At 48.2% G+C, this 17743-nt stretch carries 19 protein-coding genes and 1 riboswitch; of the genes, 10 read left to right on the top strand and 9 right to left on the bottom strand.

The features are described from left to right. Positions 1-71: 71 nt before the first annotated feature. From H6F93_RS32555 to fraC, 6 genes are all read right to left on the bottom strand, one after another. Entirely contained in the window at positions 72-830 is a 759-nt protein-coding gene (locus H6F93_RS32555; RefSeq protein WP_190690330.1) for a GUN4 domain-containing protein, read from the bottom strand. A 75-nt stretch (positions 831-905) separates the two neighbouring features. Further along, positions 906-1754, bottom strand: coding sequence for a hypothetical protein (locus H6F93_RS32560; RefSeq protein WP_190690333.1), 849 nt, complete (start codon positions 1752-1754; stop codon positions 906-908). Between the two features lie 77 nt (positions 1755-1831). Then, the gene (locus H6F93_RS32565; protein WP_190690336.1) at positions 1832-3760 is read right to left on the bottom strand and encodes an ATP-binding protein; all 1929 of its coding nucleotides are present in this window, start codon (positions 3758-3760) and stop codon (positions 1832-1834) included. A gap of 159 nt (positions 3761-3919) precedes the next feature. Continuing rightward, positions 3920-4699, bottom strand: coding sequence for an ABC transporter permease subunit (locus H6F93_RS32570; protein ID WP_190643483.1), 780 nt, complete (start codon positions 4697-4699; stop codon positions 3920-3922). 13 nt (positions 4700-4712) lie between these two features. Then, entirely contained in the window at positions 4713-5708 is a 996-nt protein-coding gene (locus H6F93_RS32575; protein ID WP_190643482.1) for a DUF5357 family protein, read from the bottom strand. 24 nt (positions 5709-5732) lie between these two features. After that, on the bottom strand, positions 5733-6284 hold the full coding sequence (fraC, locus tag H6F93_RS32580) for a filament integrity protein FraC (RefSeq protein WP_190643481.1): 552 nt from the start codon (positions 6282-6284) through the stop codon (positions 5733-5735). A 220-nt stretch (positions 6285-6504) separates the two neighbouring features. Here fraC and H6F93_RS32585 point away from each other — a divergent pair, with 220 nt between their 5' ends. From H6F93_RS32585 to H6F93_RS32595, 3 genes are all read left to right on the top strand, one after another. Beyond that, positions 6505-7236 (top strand): SMI1/KNR4 family protein, encoded by a 732-nt coding sequence (locus tag H6F93_RS32585; protein ID WP_190690338.1) that lies wholly within the window; start codon positions 6505-6507, stop codon positions 7234-7236. A 440-nt stretch (positions 7237-7676) separates the two neighbouring features. Next, the gene (locus tag H6F93_RS32590; protein ID WP_190690341.1) at positions 7677-7970 is read left to right on the top strand and encodes a HEAT repeat domain-containing protein; all 294 of its coding nucleotides are present in this window, start codon (positions 7677-7679) and stop codon (positions 7968-7970) included. 200 nt (positions 7971-8170) lie between these two features. Continuing rightward, positions 8171-9304 carry a cob(I)yrinic acid a,c-diamide adenosyltransferase gene (locus H6F93_RS32595; RefSeq protein ID WP_190690344.1) on the top strand — a complete coding sequence of 378 codons (1134 nt, stop codon included), beginning with the start codon at positions 8171-8173 and terminating at the stop codon, positions 9302-9304. Positions 9305-9429: 125 nt separating this feature from the next. On the opposite strand, the gene pirA is transcribed toward H6F93_RS32595, so the two are convergent. Then, entirely contained in the window at positions 9430-9864 is a 435-nt protein-coding gene (gene pirA / locus H6F93_RS32600; RefSeq protein ID WP_190690347.1) for an arginine synthesis PII-interacting regulator PirA, read from the bottom strand. A 47-nt stretch (positions 9865-9911) separates the two neighbouring features. After that, positions 9912-9995, bottom strand: a riboswitch (Glutamine riboswitch). Between the two features lie 475 nt (positions 9996-10470). Here pirA and H6F93_RS32605 point away from each other — a divergent pair. From H6F93_RS32605 to H6F93_RS32610, 3 genes are all read left to right on the top strand, one after another. Next, positions 10471-10746, top strand: a complete 276-nt coding sequence (locus tag H6F93_RS32605; protein ID WP_190643477.1) for a DUF2470 domain-containing protein — start codon at positions 10471-10473, stop codon at positions 10744-10746. A 287-nt stretch (positions 10747-11033) separates the two neighbouring features. Continuing rightward, on the top strand, positions 11034-11177 hold the full coding sequence (locus H6F93_RS36025) for a QAALIT motif small membrane protein (protein WP_524538056.1): 144 nt from the start codon (positions 11034-11036) through the stop codon (positions 11175-11177). Between the two features lie 212 nt (positions 11178-11389). Beyond that, positions 11390-11806: a 4a-hydroxytetrahydrobiopterin dehydratase gene (locus H6F93_RS32610; protein WP_242043732.1), complete on the top strand. Its 417-nt coding sequence runs from the start codon at positions 11390-11392 to the stop codon at positions 11804-11806. On the opposite strand, the gene H6F93_RS32615 is transcribed toward H6F93_RS32610, so the two are convergent. Both H6F93_RS32615 and H6F93_RS32620 read right to left on the bottom strand, forming a co-directional pair. Then, positions 11803-12453 carry a hypothetical protein gene (locus tag H6F93_RS32615; protein ID WP_190690350.1) on the bottom strand — a complete coding sequence of 217 codons (651 nt, stop codon included), beginning with the start codon at positions 12451-12453 and terminating at the stop codon, positions 11803-11805. The two genes, H6F93_RS32610 and H6F93_RS32615, sit on opposite strands and share 4 nt — an antisense overlap. Positions 12454-12607: 154 nt before the next feature. Beyond that, positions 12608-14056 carry a glycosyltransferase family 2 protein gene (locus tag H6F93_RS32620; RefSeq protein ID WP_190690353.1) on the bottom strand — a complete coding sequence of 483 codons (1449 nt, stop codon included), beginning with the start codon at positions 14054-14056 and terminating at the stop codon, positions 12608-12610. A gap of 465 nt (positions 14057-14521) precedes the next feature. Here H6F93_RS32620 and radC point away from each other — a divergent pair, with 465 nt between their 5' ends. The 4 genes from radC (at position 14522) to rlmB (ending at position 17738) form a co-directional block, all read left to right on the top strand. After that, a complete protein-coding gene (gene radC, locus H6F93_RS32625; protein ID WP_190643474.1) occupies positions 14522-15253 on the top strand; it encodes a RadC family protein in 732 nt (243 codons plus the stop codon). Positions 15254-15364: 111 nt separating this feature from the next. After that, a complete protein-coding gene (locus H6F93_RS32630; RefSeq protein ID WP_199314324.1) occupies positions 15365-15715 on the top strand; it encodes an STAS domain-containing protein in 351 nt (116 codons plus the stop codon). Between the two features lie 192 nt (positions 15716-15907). Then, a complete protein-coding gene (locus H6F93_RS32635) occupies positions 15908-16378 on the top strand; it encodes a ribonuclease III domain-containing protein (protein WP_190643473.1) in 471 nt (156 codons plus the stop codon). 142 nt (positions 16379-16520) lie between these two features. Further along, positions 16521-17738 (top strand): 23S rRNA (guanosine(2251)-2'-O)-methyltransferase RlmB, encoded by a 1218-nt coding sequence (gene rlmB, locus H6F93_RS32640; RefSeq protein WP_190690356.1) that lies wholly within the window; start codon positions 16521-16523, stop codon positions 17736-17738. The last annotated feature ends 5 nt before the right edge of the window (positions 17739-17743 follow it).

The raw sequence follows: 17743 nt of genomic DNA on the forward strand, positions 1-17743 counted from the left end.
GAGCAGTAGGCGATCGCTTAAATTCTCTACTGCATTACTGTGCTAGTACGGTTTTGGGCGATCGCCCTACTTCAATCAATTTGGCAGACGCTCAGGCGATTAGCGATCGCTTCCATTGTAAAAATGCCAAACTTGTCTCCCAGGAACGGCAAATGTCCGACTGGGGCACTGAGCGAAAAAGTAATTTCGTCGTAGCGCTTCCATCGGCGGTCTATTAAAAAGCTGGTGGTACGCCAACCGACCCGACCCCCAAATCTATTCCAGACCTCAGTTTTGTCCCACAGCAGGTTTTGTAGCGGTTGCCAAATCGATGCCTGAACGCTGAAGCCAAAGCGATCGCCACTGTGTTTGCGCCAAAGCCGATCGATAATTTCTAAGTCTTCACAGGGAATGTCATCAATCCGGTAGCTGGGAAACTGCTTGGTTAGCGTCAGCCCACAGGCTTTGAATAAAGCAAGTTTCGTCTCCTGATCTGCCTCTTGCCATTGTCCTTGAGACAAGACGCTCTCTAGCCGAGTGTAGTGCGATCGCTGATAAAACTGCTGCACTGCCTGCTGCACTCGTGGCTCTGGTCTATCCTGCAACAGCTGATAGGCTTCCTGCTGAACCTCAATAGAAGGATCATTCAACGCTCGAACTACTAAAAACAGTCCCTTTTGTCCATACTTAAGGGATTCCGGGAGAGCTTCCAGGCGATGCTCGGACACTGGGCTAGCTAATCGTCGCTTCACTCCTTCAAATCCACCTAAAACAACACTGCTTGCTGGAATTGCACCCTGACCGCCCAGGACAGCATCATGGTTTTGAGGTTGATTGAAACTGCTGGTCATAGGGCGATCGCGTACCAAGTTTAGGGATCTAAGCGGAAGGAAACATCTTTTAGAAAAACTCTACCTGCTTCTTTCTTAGCTTATTCCCCAGACTCGCAGAGTTCTATCTTCGCTGCCGCTCAGGAGAATTTGCCGCTTGGGGGCGATCGCCACTGCTGTCACCAGGCTGGTGTGTCCTCTGAGGATGCAGACTTCTCGCCCCGTTTTAAGATTCCAGATCTTGATCGTGTTTTGGCTGCCGCTGATCAGGTGTTGGGTGGTGCGGTGGCGATTGGGGCTGACGGTGACGGATGAAATGCTGCGAGTGGGTAGGTCATCTGCATCGATTTGCTGTCCAGTTCGCATATCCCAAGCTTTGAAGACCCGTTCTCTAGTTTTGATCACGAACATGCGGCTGTCAGGAGTGATGGCGATCGCATACACAAAACTTGGTTCTATGACCTGCATCACTTCCTCCCTCGCCTGCAAATCCCAAACTCTTAGGGTTGCATCGCGACTGCCGCTAATAGCGATTTGCCCATCAGGGCTGAGGGCAACGGCAGTAATGCCACCTGCATGACCTGTGAGTGGATAAAGGCATTCAAATAATGGATAAGTATCGTAATGGCGTAAGGCGTTTTTTACGACTGGTTCTTGGTGTTGGCGCAGCAGTGCATAGGCTGCTCTTTGTACCTGAATGGACGGATCTTGAAGTGCCTGGATGAGCAGATTTAAGCCTGTCTGACCGTGTTGAGACAGTTGGGCGATCGCTCCTATCCGTTCCTCGGTCAAACTGCTGGACAGTCGCCGCTGGATTCCTACCAAGCCGCCTAAAACTGCACCGCTAACCGGAGGTGGATTTTGTCCGCCCAACACAACATCGTATTCTTTGGGTTGTTCAGGTTTGGAGTGTTCGGATTTGTATGGATTGGAGCTTTGCACCACAGCTAGACGAATGCATCTGTTCTAGTGTGACGGATTTTGCTGAATAGATAGGAGGCGCTATTCTGCAAAGTACCTGTTCACGATTTGGTTTTAGGACTGCTGTAGTTTGCCACTAGACGCGCCAACACATCCAACGCTACAGGTTTAGGTAAATATGCTGCGGCTCCGGCTTGCAGACAGGTCTCGCGATCGCCCGCCATCACCATTGCAGTCTGTACCACAACGGGAATCGACTTATACTTGGGGTTAGCCCGAAGCTGCTTGATGAGCGTAAGTCCGTCTACATCAGGCAATCCGACATCCATCAGGATCAGAGCAGGCAGCGTATTTTTCAAGCAAACCCAAAATTCTTCTGGATTTTTTGCCCAAAGCACCTGGTAGCCCAGCTTTGCTAGATAAGTCAGGATAAGTCTGGCACTCGACACATTGTCTTCCACGACTAAAATCGGCTTGCCCAAGGTTGGAGGAGGAGTTCTGCTGCTAGGGCTAATGGGTACAGTCGGGCGATGGGTTGCGTCACTGGGGTTTGAGGTTGGTCGAGGACTGGGAATAGAAGGCGGGGTCGGTCGGGAAATTTCCGGTGTTGGGGTTTCTGGAGGCGATTGGCGATCGCCCACCGCTGGGGTCAGCGGCAACACTAATGTAAATTGAGAACCGTGATTCAGTTCAGAGTGAACTTCGATCCGCCCACCATGAAGTTGTGCGAGCTTTTGGCTCACTGCTAACCCCAAACCCGTTCCTTCATGCGTTCCTACGACTTCATTGAGATGGGTATAGGGTCGAAACAGCTTTGCCTGCTGCTCTTTGCTTATGCCTGCACCCGTATCCCAAACGCTGAAATGTAGAAACACCCCAACCAGATTTACTCTTAAGCCGACGGTTCCAGATGGGGTAAATTTCACCGCGTTAGACAGCAGATTCAACAGCATTTGCTTCAGACGCAGTGGGTCTGCAACAAAAGTTGTAACGCTGGAATCAAGATCTATCCGAAGTTGTAGCCCTTTTGCATGGGCTTTCTCTGCAATCAAGGTCATCAGGTTATGGCACAGATCTGGAACGTGAACCGTTTCCCTTTGCAGATCAAGCCGATCTGCCTCGACTTTTGATAGGTCAAGGATGTCGTTGACTAGCGCCAAGAGATACTGACCGCTGCTGAGAATGGTATTTAAGTAGTCTTGATGGGCAGTCAGGTCAGAACTGTGGTTTTGGTGAAGCAACTGCACAAACCCCAACATGGAGTTGAGTGGTGTACGAATTTCATGGCTGGTGCTGGCTAAAAACTCGCTTTTAAGCTGATTGATCCTTTCTAGCTCTCGAATCCGGTTTTCTAGTTTGTGACACTGAGGGCAGTCCAGTTGCAGCAGTTGAATTTGGCTGATGGCGATCGCACATTGTTGGACGACTCGCTCGATTAAGTCCAACCAGGCTTGGTGCAGCAGAGGGGCGTCTGGCAGAGTGGCAGGGGAGACAATCAACCAACCCACTAAGCCGCGACTCGTTTGAATCTTCCAGGCAGTCTGCCAGTCAGATGACCCCTGCTGAAAATCTTGGAGAAACAACGTTTCTCCTGGACTGAGCCGTGCCTGTAGCCCTTGGAGCCAGGATGCATTTGCCGGTTGGCTATGACGACGAGACTCTAGCGGGGCAACATGACAAACCTGAAAAACGGTTGTTGAAGGGGAAGGAGTGGTGTCAAACCGCGAATCAGGATCATGCCAGGGCAGCGCGATCGCCACAACGCCATTTCCTAGAGCAGCTCTTAGCTCATTCACGACAATGTGAAAAAGCTCAGCCGCAATCATGTCCTTTTGCCCCGATTGAAGCGGGCGATCGCGAGACAACAAGCGTAAAAGCTGATTGTTAATCTGCTGAGTTAGCTGGTTGCTGTGACGCTCCAGCCACAGCTGTGTCTCAAGCTGGTCTTTAGGATTAGGTAGTTCTGTACTAGGAGCTTGCCCATGAGGTGCAGACGGCTCAGGGGTTGACAGGTTTGAATGCTGGTTCATAGTCTCAGGCTGGGATGTGCAACGTTGACATGGCACAATTCACCCTGCTGCGAGTCTAATCGATCACCATAGCCTCAGCCCGAACAGTGAAACTCGCTCATCAAAAGCTTACAGAAATTTGCCTCTGATTAAGCTGCTTACGGGCGAAATTAAAGCTTTCTAAAACTCTCGACGAGAAAATAAAAGACTGGCGATCGCCAAAAGCAGCACGGTATAAAGTAAACCGTAGGCGGCGTGGCCCAGCAAATCTAGGGGCACAGGTAAAGCTGCACTGCCGTAGACTGCCTGATTCTTCAAATCTAGTCGAGACAGGTCAGGTAAAATCAGGTAAAGCGCTTGCGTCACCCGTTGAATACTGGGATTTTCAGACAAATTTCCAAGTGCCACCAGATCTCGGCTAAAGTGACCCATCAAATACACGGCAAAGGTTAGCAGCGTTGCCAATAAAGAACTGGTAAACACACCAAACAAAATCGCTACTGCAATAATCAGAGACAGCTCCAGTAGCAGGTAAACCGCCGCCAAGAGCGTACTGCTAAGCGGATAAGGCACCTGATAAAAACCTAAAACTGCCAGGTAAATCAGCGTCATTGCGGACACTAACACTGCCAGCACCATCGTCAGTCCTAAATGCTTGCCGATGATAAATTCAACTCGGCTGATGGGTTTAGCAATTAAAACAAAGACAGTGCGCTTTTCAATCTCTTTGTTCACTAACCCGGTGCCGACAAATACAGCGATCACCAGACTGAGCAGGGCGATCGCCGCTAATCCCAAATCTTGCAAAATTTTGTCTTCCGTACCAGCCGCTATCTCTGGCAAAAGTGCTGCTGCCGCGACAAACAGCAACGCAAACACGCCGATTAAATAAAGGACGCGATCGCGAATCACTTCACGAAACACATTGATAGCGACGACCAGAATTCGACCCAGACTCACCAACTTTCTCCTTCTAACTCCCTTGAGACGACGCTGTAATAGGGTTAAGCGGAATCAAATCACTAATTGGATTACATTCAATCTGACTCACAGTAGGCGGAGAAGCTGCGGGTGGATTTCGCACAGGCTGCTGGGTAATTGAGCAAGGCTTCTGCAAAAAATAGCCTCCTGTTTGAGAACTTGGTCCTTGCCAAATTGCCTGCAAATTCAGCGTATAGCGTGGAGCATTTCCAGAAACTGAGCCTTCCAGGTTCCACAAAACATTTTCTTCTAGAAAAGAAATTCTGTCCAAAACTTGCTTTTCTATGTCAGCAACCCGCGATTGGACATTAAATAGCCAAAGTTCAGTTTCCGCTAGAGAGCGACCTTCTAACTCATCGATGACAATTGACTCTGCCAGATTCAAAATCAGAACGCCTCTAGAATCGCTGACTCTTGGGCTAGCAGTGTTGATCACAAAAGCACTTCTGTCAAAGCGATCTGCCAGAATGCTGGGATAGTCACCTAGCCAGTCTTGCAACAGAAAATGAAAGCTAAACCAGCAGCTCAAGATAATGCTGACTAGAAACAAAATGACTAGCTCTTGTCGCCCCTTTGCATCAGGCACTTTAAATTCGGGACCGCGCTTTAGAAACTTGGGCACAGCAGCGATCGCCGCCGAGATCAGTGGCCAGCTAACAAACGGCAATGCCGGAAACTCTTCACGCAAGCCTTCAAATAAAAACGTGCAGGTCAATGCCCCTGTAATCCACGGCCCGGGATAAATTTTGAGTCCCAAAAACTCAATCTTGAAGTCTGCTAACGCCCAGCCCACCCCCAGCGTCAGAAAAAACCAGCCCATCGTTGCCAGAAAATCTTGCACAAACTCGGTGTCGGTCAAAACCGAGTTCAACAACGACATGCCCCAGGAAAACAAACTCAGAAAAATCAGAGTTTGCCAGGAGAATGAGCGAGGCGGCTTGAACTGCGTCCAGAATTGCTCAAAAAAGCGTTTGATTGCTTCCAGCACAGGGGAGGCTCCAGAGGGGTGACGTTAAAGGCGAATGTCAGCAGGTACGATAATCCGAATGAAGAGGACAAGCAGGATAGCCGTATAGCTTAAGGCATTGGCAATGAGAACGGCGTTGGCCCGACTTGGACCTTCACGAGCATTTTTTCTGGCACGGATTGTATTCTGATAGCGCTTGGACTTGTCAGCTTGAATTTCTTGCTCTGACCGTTTTTCCTCCTTGTCTTGCAGCAAGAGCTTGAGCAAATCTAACCCCGAAAGTTTGACTAAAAAGCTGATAAAAAAGGTCACAAACCCCGCAAAAATGATCCAGGCTGCAATACCGCTTGACCACTGATCAAAAAAAATGCAGTTAATCAGTTGAAACTTCAGATTCGTTGGAACCAATGGCTCGATGCTAAAGAAGATCAGCCAGCCAATTGCAGTCGAGAGTAAATTGATCGAGGCTGCATACTCCACGCTTTTGCGGTATGGCAGCTTTAGTCCTTCATGTAGAACTGCTGCTTCAATGGCGATCGCCAGCAGCAGAAACAAACATTGAAATGCGATCGCTCTTAACGGCAGCACAGAAAACATCTAAGCCCTCACCCCGCCCCAGATACGGCACGTTCTATCTAGATTGATATCAGTAAAATCGAGAAATTGAAGCCCCACTCGACCAAGTCTTTAAAATCCTATAGCAAACCTCAACAAGTTGTAAGAATCGCGCTTCAGATAAGGGGTTAAGTCTCTTACAACCTTTGTAGAGAATTTCTGACGCTAGAATCTGGTCAAACTCTCCAGTACGGAGTGATCCATGTCAGCCTCCGATCTTCAAGCTTTGCCCCTAGTCCAGACGTTGGAGCGAATTCTTTACTGTTGGCAAGTCAAAGCACCGACAGTTGCCCAATCCCTCCAACCCGGACTCACCCGCGAGCAGATCGAAACACAGCTTCAAACCCTGTCGTTTCATTTGCCAGAGGAGGTGTATCAGCTTTATCAGTGGCGCAATGGCAGAGAGGATAGGTACAACCCAACGCCCCAAGTTGAATTCATGCCAGGGTACCAAATGCTGTCCTTGGAGGAGGCGATCGTTGAATACGAAATAATTCGACAACTGCTTCTCGAAGACGAAGAAGTGAAAGAGAATGAAACCTATTGGTTCCCTCTATTCGCTGAAGGTGGTAATTATTACGTTATTCAAGGCGATATTGCATCTAAAGCAACTGCACCTATTTTCGTTTTTTTTGTACAGGTTGGCTTAGAGCTAAGGTTCAATAGCTTGACCGATATGATGCTGGCGATCGCCGAATGCTTCGAGGCAGGCGCTTACTCTATAGATGACTACTCTTACCTAGATTGGGATGACCTTAGAGCAGATCGAATTTGGTTTAAGCATCAGCCTCACCGTGTTGCTAAAGCTGAGGCAACCCTAAATAGTGCTGCCGCAATTCTCAGTAATCAAGCGCAGCATTTATCTTACAAGGAGCAGGGGGAAGGCTATTCTGCTTTAGCTAAAATGCGCATTCAGAGGCGTTGTCTCTGCTAATTCAAGCAGTTGAAGAGCTTGAGCCTGAAGTTAAACGATTTTTATTGCAACTTCGCAGTGCCTCAACTCCATCCGAGAAAGCTGACGCACTCGAAGCGCCACCTTCAGAGCAAGGTATGCTTTACTACTCGCTAATCGCAAATATTCGCAGAATCGACACCATCGAGGCAGTTCAATATTTGTGGGATTTAATGAAAAGGAATGATTCTGAGATCCGAGATAATGTGGCTTTAATGCTAGCTAGTTATGGAATTAGTGACAGCGTTAGATCTGTACAGGACACAGAGGATATAAAAGTAACTGATCTCCTATTCCAAGTTATACAGCAATCCTCATATTGGGATTTCGACAAGATCAAGCTGTTAGGAAGTTTAGGAGATTCTAGAGCTGTAGAGATATTGCTTAATTTTCTACGACAAATTCCTTTAGGCTCTTTCAATATGAGTAAGCAGATTCTCACTGAGCTAGAGACTCCTCTGCAAATAAATTGTCAATCCTATGAATGGAGAACACTACTGACAGTCATTGAAATGCTAGGGACTTTAGGAGCCTCTCGCGCTGTAGAGCCTCTGTTTCAACTTGCTCAGCAACAGCAAGACCCAACCATACGCTTAGCTGCTGGTCGAGCCTTAAAAACGCTGGGAGATTCTAGATCAAGAGAAATCTTTACTCAACTTTTGGAAGAAGGAAGCTATACCCCACTCCACTTTGAGCAAATGGGATTGGATGTTTGAGTATGAAGCAGTATGGAATTGCTCATTAGCAGGTTAACCGTCATAATGAGGCAATCATGAGACACTATAGGTGGGTTTTAGAATTTGAGCGATCGCCTCTAAAACGCTATCAGTAGCGCAGACAACAGTAGACAGGTGAAACTTGTTCACTGTCTACACCTTCTTTCCATTCACTTTCCCGGAGCCACATCACCAGAGCTATGACGAGGACAGGCATCGGTATTCGTACCGCTCAAACCCGCTCTGAGCGCATGACGGGTCAAATTCACGTTTACGACGGCGCAGGCAAGGGCAAATCTCAAGCAGCGCTAGGCGTAGTGTTGCGCTCGATTGGCTTAGGCATCCGGACATCCTGGCAAACTCGCGTACTGCTGCTGCGATTTCTCAAAGGCCCAGGCTGTACCTATGACGAAGATGCGGCGATCGAGGCGCTTCAGCGTGGCTTTCCGCACCTGATTGATCAGGTACGGACGGGCAGAGCAGAATTTTTTGGTGCAGACGATATCACCCGATTCGACCGCATGGAAGCGCAGCGAGGTTGGGATGTAGCCAAAGGGGCGATCGCCTCGGGTCTCTATTCGGTTGTTGTACTAGACGAACTCAATCCGGTGCTAGACCTGGGGTTGCTACCAATTGATGAAGTCGTGCAAACCCTCAAGCGCAAACCAGAAGACCTGGAAATCATTGCCACTGGGCGGGGTGCGCCTCAGCCTTTGCTTGATGTCGCCGACCTGCACTCTGAGATGAAGCCTCATCACCACCCGTCTGCCCTAGAGCATGGGATTGAAGGGGTCGAGATTTATACGGGGGCAGGCAAAGGCAAGTCTACCAGCGCTTTGGGCAAAGCACTTCAGGCGATCGGACGGGGCATCAGCCAGGATAAATCCCATCGGGTGCTGATTATGCAGTGGCTTAAAGGCGGCACGGGCTACACCGAAGACGCAGCGATCGCTGCTCTCCAACAAAGTTATCCCAGCCTGGTTGATCACCAACGCTGTGGTCGAGATGCGATCGTCTGGCGCGGACAGCAACAAGAACTTGACTATGTAGAAGCAGAGCGGGGTTGGGAAATTGCGCGAGCGGCGATCGCCTCTGGACTTTACAAAACTATTATTCTGGATGAGCTAAACCCAACTGTCGATTTAGAACTACTGCCCCAACAGCCAATTATTCAGGCACTGCTACGCAAACCTCGTGACACAGAAGTGATCATCACAGGTCGCTGCAAGAACCCGCCCGCTTACTTTGACCTCGCCAGTATTCACTCGGAAGTCTACTGTCACAAACACTACGCCGAGAAGGGAATTGACTTAAAGCGGGGCGTGGATTTTTAAGTTACTCCTACCCGTCGTGCTGATTCCCTGAGTTATTCCAAAAAGGGAGGAAGGGCTCAACCCCTCCTCCCTTTTTTGTCCTACCCAATGCAGCTGTAGAAAAAGACTTCTAGAGAAAAAGACTTCTAAAAGATTTGCTGCATTTCGCGCTCAAGCACGTTGACTAAGTTTTGGTCGCCTCTTTCCCTTGCAACTTCAATTCTGTGCTGCAAACTGCGCTCAATGTTTTGGCGATGAACCTTTGCAACTTCGCTCAAAATTTCCTGCCTTGCCCGAATTGCAGAACGAGCTTGATCCATCCCACTGGGACGAAAGACATCGCGAACTGCTGCCTTTGCTGCACGAATCGCTGGCGAAATGGATTCAACTCCACCAGTCGCATTCGTCTGGTAGGCAACACCCCGATACTTTAGCTCCAATACAGGCTGTCGAACGGGAATGTGTCTGGGATAGGTAAAGTGAAAGTTGCTTCCACGGTAGTTCCCAGTACCTTCACTTTCAACCATGTTTATAGGGGTAGAAACACTGTCATAACGGACACCGCGATAAGAAAGTTTCATAATGACGATCGCCTCCTGCAAAGGATAATCCTGTAATCTCGGAATGAGGCGCGTTCCTTCGGGACAAAACTCCCTACTTCCGTCTCTACTAGAACCCTACCTGAAGGCGGGGAACTTGGGAGATGAACGAAATTTGTTTTCTGTCTGTATCTTATTTTACGGTTTTGCCTTTTGTCTTGCCAATTAAGTAAGATTTAAGATCCTGTGAAGATACTTCAAAGTTATGCCGTAGGACTGTTGCAATAAGTTGAAGTTAAACTTCTGTAACGGACGAGAAGTGGACTTGAGGTAAGGAATCTGCCCCTGCCCCTACACCCTGCAATAGCACTTATTAAGATTTGCAATGAAAACTTTACGTAATGCAATCAACATTTTTATCAGCGTGGCGCTGATTGCCTTTATTGGCTTGAATCTGTTTCGACTGGCAGTTTTCTTTTTACATCCCAATCTGCCTCTTTAGGTCAGCAATCCTTTTGAGATTCAATTTGGAGACTATCAAAATTTGAAGTTTCCCAAGAGGAAAGCGTCAGTTCCTAAAACTGGCTTAGATTGAAGTAACTTTAAAGTAAGCACTGTACAGCTTGAAATTTGGTAGGAAGCTTAAGTATGGCTGATGCCCTTTCTCCTGAAATTAGCGATCGCATTTGCAAGCACATGAATGATGACCATGCAGATGCAGTGGCACTTTATGCCAGAGTTTTTGGCGATGTTCCTCAAGCAACAGCCGCACAAATGCTCAAAATCGATGCTCAAGGCATGGATTTGTCTGCCCAAGTAAATGGCACTACTCTTCCAGTCAGAGTTGTGTTTGACCATGAACTTGTAGATTCAGAAGATGCTCACCACACTCTAATTGCAATGGTTAAGCAAGCTAGATCTTAGGAGATTTCTGAGAAAAAATTTACCCCTGGGTAGGGGCAGGTTTTGACAAAATCTTTGCAATTGACCGACAGCTTTAATGCTAAACCTGCCCCTACAGGTATCTTGTTTGCTAGAAATCTCCTTAGTCTTAGAAATGCAGGGAGTCTAATCTAAGGATTGTTGGAATGGGCGATCGCTCCAATTTTGTTTGATTTCTTTCCTAGAGAAGCGATCCAACGAAAGGAGGATTCAATCTACCACTTCAATAAGTATCTTTTATAGAGTGGTACGCATAGGACGAAGATGCAGTGATTAAAAAACTACTGCAAGCTGCCTTGATTACTTTTTTGCTTTATCTAACCGCAGGTGCTGGTTGGCAACCTGCTAGTTTGGATTCTATCAACTCGGACTTGAGACGAATTTCAGACCCGATGAGCTTTCCTGTGAACTGATCTTTTCAGATGCTTGTCTCTCCAAGAAGTCAGTTCAGAAAGCTAATTCAGGAGCATAAACTGCGTCAGTCTGAAATAAAGGATTACATCCTTTTGCTAATAGCTTCAGTCAGTCCAGTCCTAACGTAATAGACTTCCTACATGAATACTGTTTTGGAAGCGTGAATCGTTGTGCGGCTCCGCCGCGCAACGATTCACGCAGGAAGTTAAATATGATGCTACTGCGGCAATGGGCAAATCGCATCCTTTTAATTGCAGTTTCTAGCCTGCTGCTGCTGGTTAGCTCAGCGTACGCTGAAAACTTGAATCCTTTAGTACGTTTGAGCGAGACAGAAGTTTCTGATCGTCTACAGCAGCTACCAGGTTGGACAATTCGTGATCAACAGCTTGTTTGCACCTACCAACTTGGTAGCTTTGTGGAGGCGATCGCATTTGTCAATCGTTTGGTAGACCCTGCGGAAGCGGCAGAACACCATCCTGACTTACTAATTTCCTACAACCGAGTTACGGTCACTCTAACAACTCATGATGCGGGTGGACTAACAGCGTTAGATTTTGCTTTAGCAGAGGCGATCGCTCAACTTCATAACGAAATTCCTTCCTCTACTCCAGGCTGTCAGCCCAACTAAAATTTAGCAAACAGTCGCAACACTTTCATCCCAACTGAGAGAAATGAGTGCATTTCTTCGAGTGGAACTTTAGCACTAGCGCGGTAAAAGATTAACCGTGAGTCACTCGCCTCAGTACAAAGCCCTCTGCTATCTTCATAGAAAGCAATTGCTTCAGAATGAAAGGCTTTGCGAATCGATGCCTCGTCCTCGCCGCGCAGTAGATAACGGCTGGAAAATTCCGGGTAGCTCGTAAAATCGATGTCGTGATAGCCCAAGAAATCGCCCATCTTGTGAAACAGATTTTCAGGGTACAGCGAGAATTTGGGCATCTGCAAGCGATCAGAACGTAGCAAAATAACCGTCTGGGAATGAGTGTGCGAGTTTTTTCCGCTCCCGGTTGTGTAAAGGTAGTCAAAAATAGCAACGAATGCTTCTTCAACTTGTCCCTGAATTAAATTCCTAACTCGTCGGTTGCGGCCTCTAGAGAAGAGTTGAAAGTCATGAACGAGCCCCATAACTTGTCCATTGCCGTTCTTGTAAAACTCCAGGTTTAGGTCTGCGGCGATCGCTTCTAGTTTTTTAGTTCTCTGCCGCTCAAAATAAATAGAAAGTGCGACGCCAACAATCGCCAGCACAATGAAAAACAGAATAAAGGGAAAATCCATAAGGTTTTACTGACCTTTCTTAGCTTGGTAACAGAACAATAATTTGCCCTGTTTAGTATGCACAGAGAGGGAATTATACCTTTTCGGCAAAAACGAACTAGAGGCGGGAAGGTACCTTCCCGCCTCTAGTTCGTTTTTTTGGAATTGGAATTAACTAGCTTTTAGGCAAGTTTAGCCGAGGTTCATGGATGCCATGATGGATCGTTTTTACCCACTTCAGACGTTTTCGTCGCAGCGAAACACGGAAGGTCATGCTAGCAACGATGGGTAGCCAGTGGAACATGTAGACTGTGCCCTGCAATGTCTGGAAAAACAGCAGAAAGAGCGATTGAACTGTCACCTTGCTGGCGTTTCCATCAGGTTCTGTTCGTCGTAGTCCTATGACCATGCCGATAATAAACAGCACGATGGTTAGGCTGGCGATAGGGCTAAAAATCGGCACCCGATTGCGGGCGATCGCCATCAAAAAGTCAGGCACTGCGGCAGTTGGCATGACATATTGAGTTACCCAAAACATGAATAAATCAACGGTCTTGCGAGTTCCCATCCGGTTCGATAAAATCAGCCGCCAATAGTCCAAATAGCGCTGATAGCCACCCTCTGCCCATCGGTTTCGCTGGTGCCACAGCCCCAGTGGACGGGTTACCCCTTCCTCTCCAACGGGTGGAAATGACAGAAAATCAATATCCCACTGGTCCAGGTGCAGTTTGAAGGTTAAATCCAGGTCGTCTGTAATCGTTTCTTCGTTCCAGCCGCCGCAGCAATCAAGTGCCTCTCGTCGCACAAACTGGCCATTGCCGCGCAGTTCTCCAATGCCGCCGATCGCTAATCGCTGCTGCTGAAGGTAGGAATCCAGCGCCATTTCTGCAACCTGATTACGGGTCCAAAAATTAGCCGAAGCATTGGCGATCGCCTTCCTGACCTGCACTGCTCCAACCTTCTTGCGCTCAAACATGGGTAGAACGCGCCGCAGCAAATCCCCCGGTACCTGAGCATCGGCATCAAATACTGCGATGATCTCCCCTTTCGTAATGGGATAAACCTCGTTTAGTGCGCCAGACTTACCGCCCCCAGCGCTCGCAGAACGATGAATCACCCGAAGCTGGGGATACTCCTCCGCCAAGTGGTCTAACAAAATGGGAGTGCGATCGCTGCTATTGTCATCAATTACCCAGAGGTCATAGCGACAGTCCGGATAATCAAGATTGCACAGCGTTTTAACCAACGGCACCACGACCGCTTCCTCATTTTTCGCCGCGACCAACAGCGAAACATAAGGACAAGCTTCAGGGTCAGTTTCTGCAAGCGGCTCAGGCATAGCGATTGGCCGGGCAAACAAAATCCGTAGAGCATGAATGCCCATTAGAGTCGTTAAGCCCAAGACAAACCAATAGCCCCAGGAAACCAGGTGAAGTGCAACAGTACCACTCCAGACGAGCGTTAAGACTACAACTGCCTTACGCCTGCGACCTTTCAACCCTCGATGTAAAGAATTGCTTGTAGCAGAAGCCTCATGCTTTGAGTCCGTCAGGTCAGTTAAAAGTGAGCTGATAGGCTCTAGTTCGCTATAGGAGTCGTTTTCGAGCCAGGAATTCTCCGGCATAGATTGCTTAATTTAACCACCAAAATTAACCACTACTCACAGGGGAGCAAAATAAAGCCGTACCAAACAGCACAACTTAATCCCCAATAGCTTTCCCTACGACAACCAAAATCACCTATTCCACCTTAGACGGTTTGCAAATCAAATTCCTAAATTGCTAGAGCGACAAAGCCGCCATTCACATCGGTCTAATAGGGGTTCTTGGGCTATCTTTAGTTGCAGTAGAAAAATCGTACAGCCGCTCCTGGCCGAGTACACCGATAAGTACACCTACCTGGAAAAGTAGCTGAGCAGTAGCAGTTTATCATCTTCTTCACGGTCAGCTAGTCAACTGTGCCTGGACATGCACTAGAAAATGTAGTGCGTAAAGATTCATTTGGGATAGATAGGAATGCGGCAGAACTGACTGCCCAACGCCAATGCAAGCGTTGTACTAGCCTTTTTATCATCATTCTAAGCGCATCTATGACCTACAGTCTTAGAGTGGCAGACCTGCCCGCCACCGAGCGACCTCGCGAACGACTGCTCACGCAAGGAGCTAAAATTCTCTCTACAGCCGAGTTAATTGCCATTTTGCTAGGCACGGGGCAAGGTCCTGGCCGCCTCTCAGCCGTAGGTTTAGGGCAGTACATTTTGCAAAAGTTGGGGGAAGATCAGCGAGATTCTCTTGCGGTCTTAAGAGACGTAAATGCCCAAGAATTGATGCAAATTCCGGGTGTAGGTCCAGCCAAAGCAACCACCATTTTGGCGGCGATCGAGCTTGGTAAACGAGTCTTACAGGTGCGCCCGTCAGAACGCACCGTGATTGATGATCCGGCTGTGGCAGCAGCAACCCTCAGCCACGACCTGATGTGGCAATCTCAGGAGCGGTTTGCAGTACTGCTACTAGACATCAAACATCGGCTACTGGGAACTCGCGTCATCACAATCGGGACAGCGACAGAAACTCTCGCTCACCCTCGCGACATTTTTCGGGAAGCGATTCGTCAGGGTGCGGTGAGGGTGATTGTGGCTCACAATCATCCCTCTGGGAACGTTGAACCCAGTCCAGAAGATATTTCTCTAACTCGTCAACTTCTTGCAGGAGCGCAGCTTCTAGGAATTCCGGTACTCGATCACTTGATTTTGGGTGATGGAAATCACTTGAGTCTCCGGCAGACGACCAGCCTTTGGAATGAATTAGCTCAAGGGGATTAATTTTTGGGTTGCAGACGGACTCATCCTGACTTATACTGAAGCCTCGAATTAAGCAATATTATTGTTAGACAGTATCTGGTATAGGAGGTTTTTATTCCTGAATCACTAACCCTGACCGTAAGTTTAAGAGGCACCCGCGAAGTCAGGGAAAATTGCCAGCTTTTTCGCCTTGCCGGCCTTTTAGATGCCTTCTCAGAGCCAACGTTTCGCAAGGTGTTCGACAAGTTTGTAGAGGAAGGTCCAAAGAATTTTATTCTGGATCTATCTCAAATAGACTTTGTCGATAGCTCTGGGCTGGGTGCTCTCGTGCAGCTTGTCAAGAAAACGCAAACTGCTGGAGGAACTTTGCAAGTCGTAACTAACCCTCGCGTTACGCAGACGGTCAAGCTCGTTCGGCTTGAGCAGTTCCTGTCTCTCCAGCCATCGGTTGAGGCCGCTCTAGAAAACGTCAAGTCGGCTTGATTTAGATTCAACAGAACGGTTGAATTATGTGACCAGATTGGCTTCTGGCACTCTAAGCTGTCTATGCGATCGCAGAAAGTAGATGCGATCGCATTTTGCTATGGCATACGTCCTTAATCGCATTTGGGGCTACTATGCAAGTGAAGGAAGGTAAAGAAAAACAAAGGTTTATAACAGTGAGGGAGCCCTTGCGTGGCACCGAAGGATGAAACAGGTTTAGACTACTTCGCTACTCGGCTGCTGGAGCAGACTCATTTGTCTAGCCCAACGTCTTTGCCTGTCTTGACCCCTGACCAGGTTAAGCAGCTTTCACCTGCTGCCCTAGCTTATATTGGAGATGCGGTTTACGAACTTCATGTCCGGTTGTCCTACCTGATGCCGCCCAAGCGCTTGCAGACTTATCATAGTCAAGTGGTGGCTCAAGTTAGGGCGGAAAGTCAAGCTAACCATCTGCGATCGCTTGAACCTTACCTGACGACGGCTGAATTAGAAATCTCAAAGCGGGGCCGTAATGCTGCCTCCAACCGTCCCCGAAGAGTTGCTTTAGAGGTTTATCAGTCTGCTACCAGTCTGGAGACTTTAATGGGTTATCTATATCTCACTGATCCCCAGCGGCTTGCCCAACTATTCGCAAAATTAGATCTAGAAAAGCTATCAGAGTAACGATCTAAATTCTTGTAAGGACTTTCGGTCAGACCATCCAAGTAGATAGGTGGATGGTCCTTTATAGGTCCCCTAAATCAGCATTTTTACGGCAAGGTCGAATACCTTGCACAATTTTGAGCAATTCAGAGGAATTTGTACCATGGCTCCTAAACATCGCAACGCATCCCAGGATCGCTCTCCTCGAAAAGGTGCAGCTAAGTCAAAAGACAAACGTGTTCATTTAAAACCCAGTCGTTCTCAACCAGATACAGAGCGTCGGGGTGAACGCAGAGTTGCTAAGCCCGATGCAGAAGGTCGGGGTGAGCGCAAAGTTGCCAAGTCAGATACAGAAGGTCGGCGTGAGCGCAGAGTTATCAAGTCAGATACAGAGCGCCGGGGTGAGCGCAGAGTTATCGGTGGCAGAAAAATTAAACAGCGCTCTGTGATTCAGATCCAACCTATGAAGCGATCGCCCATTGCTGAAAAGCCAGGACGGGAGCAACAGGAGCAACAGGCAAATATTGCCGATCCCCAGTTTGAAACGGCTAATTCGGTTGGTGTGACGGATGTGCCTGATACAGATAACGATCTGATTTATGGTCGTCATCCAGTTTTGGCTGCACTGGAGAGCCAACGACAGCTCAATCGCCTCTGGATTACTCCAAGGTTGCGCTATGACTCTCGCTTTCATTCTCTTTTGCTTCAGGCTAAAGCCAACGGAACGGTCATTGATGAAGTTGATCACCGACGGCTAGATCAGCTCACTCAAGCGGCAAACCATCAGGGGATCGCGGCTCAGGTTACCTCCTACGTCTATGCTGATCTGCAAGAAATGATCGAGCGGGCTAAGGCAACATCTGAGCAACCTGTCATTGTGGTTGCCGATAGTATTACAGATCCTCACAATTTGGGAGCAATTATCCGCACCGCAGAAGCGCTGGGATCGCAAGGGATGGTGATCCCGCAGCGGCGGGCCGTGGGGATCACATCATCTGTGGTTAAAGTTGCGGCAGGAGCTTTAGAAACTTTTCCAGTTGCAAGGGTTGTCAATTTAAGCCGGGCATTGGAAGAATTAAAGAAAGCTGGCTTTTGGGTTTACGGTACAGCGGTAACGGCCAGTGAAGATTTGGACACTGTTAAATTCACGGGGCCGATCGCTCTGGTGATTGGCTCAGAAGGTGAAGGGTTAAGTCTTCTCACGCAGCGCTGTTGCGATACCTTAGTCTCGATTCCGCTGAGAGGCAATACACCTAGCCTGAATGCCTCTGTAGCAGCCGGAATGGCACTTTACGAAATTTACCGACAGCGACGAGCTAGCACTGTACACCTTGGTGGATGTTTTGCAAAAAAAAGTGCGACAGAGTATAACAAAACTTGAAACTT

Origin of the sequence: Leptolyngbya sp. FACHB-671, assembly GCF_014695745.1 — a bacterium.
Taxonomy (GTDB): domain Bacteria; phylum Cyanobacteriota; class Cyanobacteriia; order Elainellales; family Elainellaceae; genus JAAUTN01.

Bases quoted from the DNA above. Each gene is read 5' to 3' on its own strand.
- rlmB (WP_190690356.1), top strand. From the start codon at position 16,521: ATGGCTCCTAAACATCGCAACGCATCCCAGGATCGCTCTCCTCGAAAA.
- H6F93_RS32620 (WP_190690353.1), bottom strand. From the start codon at position 14,056: ATGCCGGAGAATTCCTGGCTCGAAAACGACTCCTATAGCGAACTAGAG.
- H6F93_RS32610 (WP_242043732.1), top strand. From the start codon at position 11,390: ATGATGCTACTGCGGCAATGGGCAAATCGCATCCTTTTAATTGCAGTT.
- fraC (WP_190643481.1), bottom strand. From the start codon at position 6,284: ATGTTTTCTGTGCTGCCGTTAAGAGCGATCGCATTTCAATGTTTGTTT.
- H6F93_RS32605 (WP_190643477.1), top strand. From the start codon at position 10,471: ATGGCTGATGCCCTTTCTCCTGAAATTAGCGATCGCATTTGCAAGCAC.
- H6F93_RS32615 (WP_190690350.1), bottom strand. From the start codon at position 12,453: ATGGATTTTCCCTTTATTCTGTTTTTCATTGTGCTGGCGATTGTTGGC.
- H6F93_RS32585 (WP_190690338.1), top strand. From the start codon at position 6,505: ATGTCAGCCTCCGATCTTCAAGCTTTGCCCCTAGTCCAGACGTTGGAG.
- H6F93_RS32565 (WP_190690336.1), bottom strand. From the start codon at position 3,760: ATGAACCAGCATTCAAACCTGTCAACCCCTGAGCCGTCTGCACCTCAT.
- H6F93_RS32590 (WP_190690341.1), top strand. From the start codon at position 7,677: ATGAGTAAGCAGATTCTCACTGAGCTAGAGACTCCTCTGCAAATAAAT.
- H6F93_RS32555 (WP_190690330.1), bottom strand. From the start codon at position 830: ATGACCAGCAGTTTCAATCAACCTCAAAACCATGATGCTGTCCTGGGC.
- radC (WP_190643474.1), top strand. From the start codon at position 14,522: ATGACCTACAGTCTTAGAGTGGCAGACCTGCCCGCCACCGAGCGACCT.
- H6F93_RS32595 (WP_190690344.1), top strand. From the start codon at position 8,171: ATGACGAGGACAGGCATCGGTATTCGTACCGCTCAAACCCGCTCTGAG.
- pirA (WP_190690347.1), bottom strand. From the start codon at position 9,864: ATGAAACTTTCTTATCGCGGTGTCCGTTATGACAGTGTTTCTACCCCT.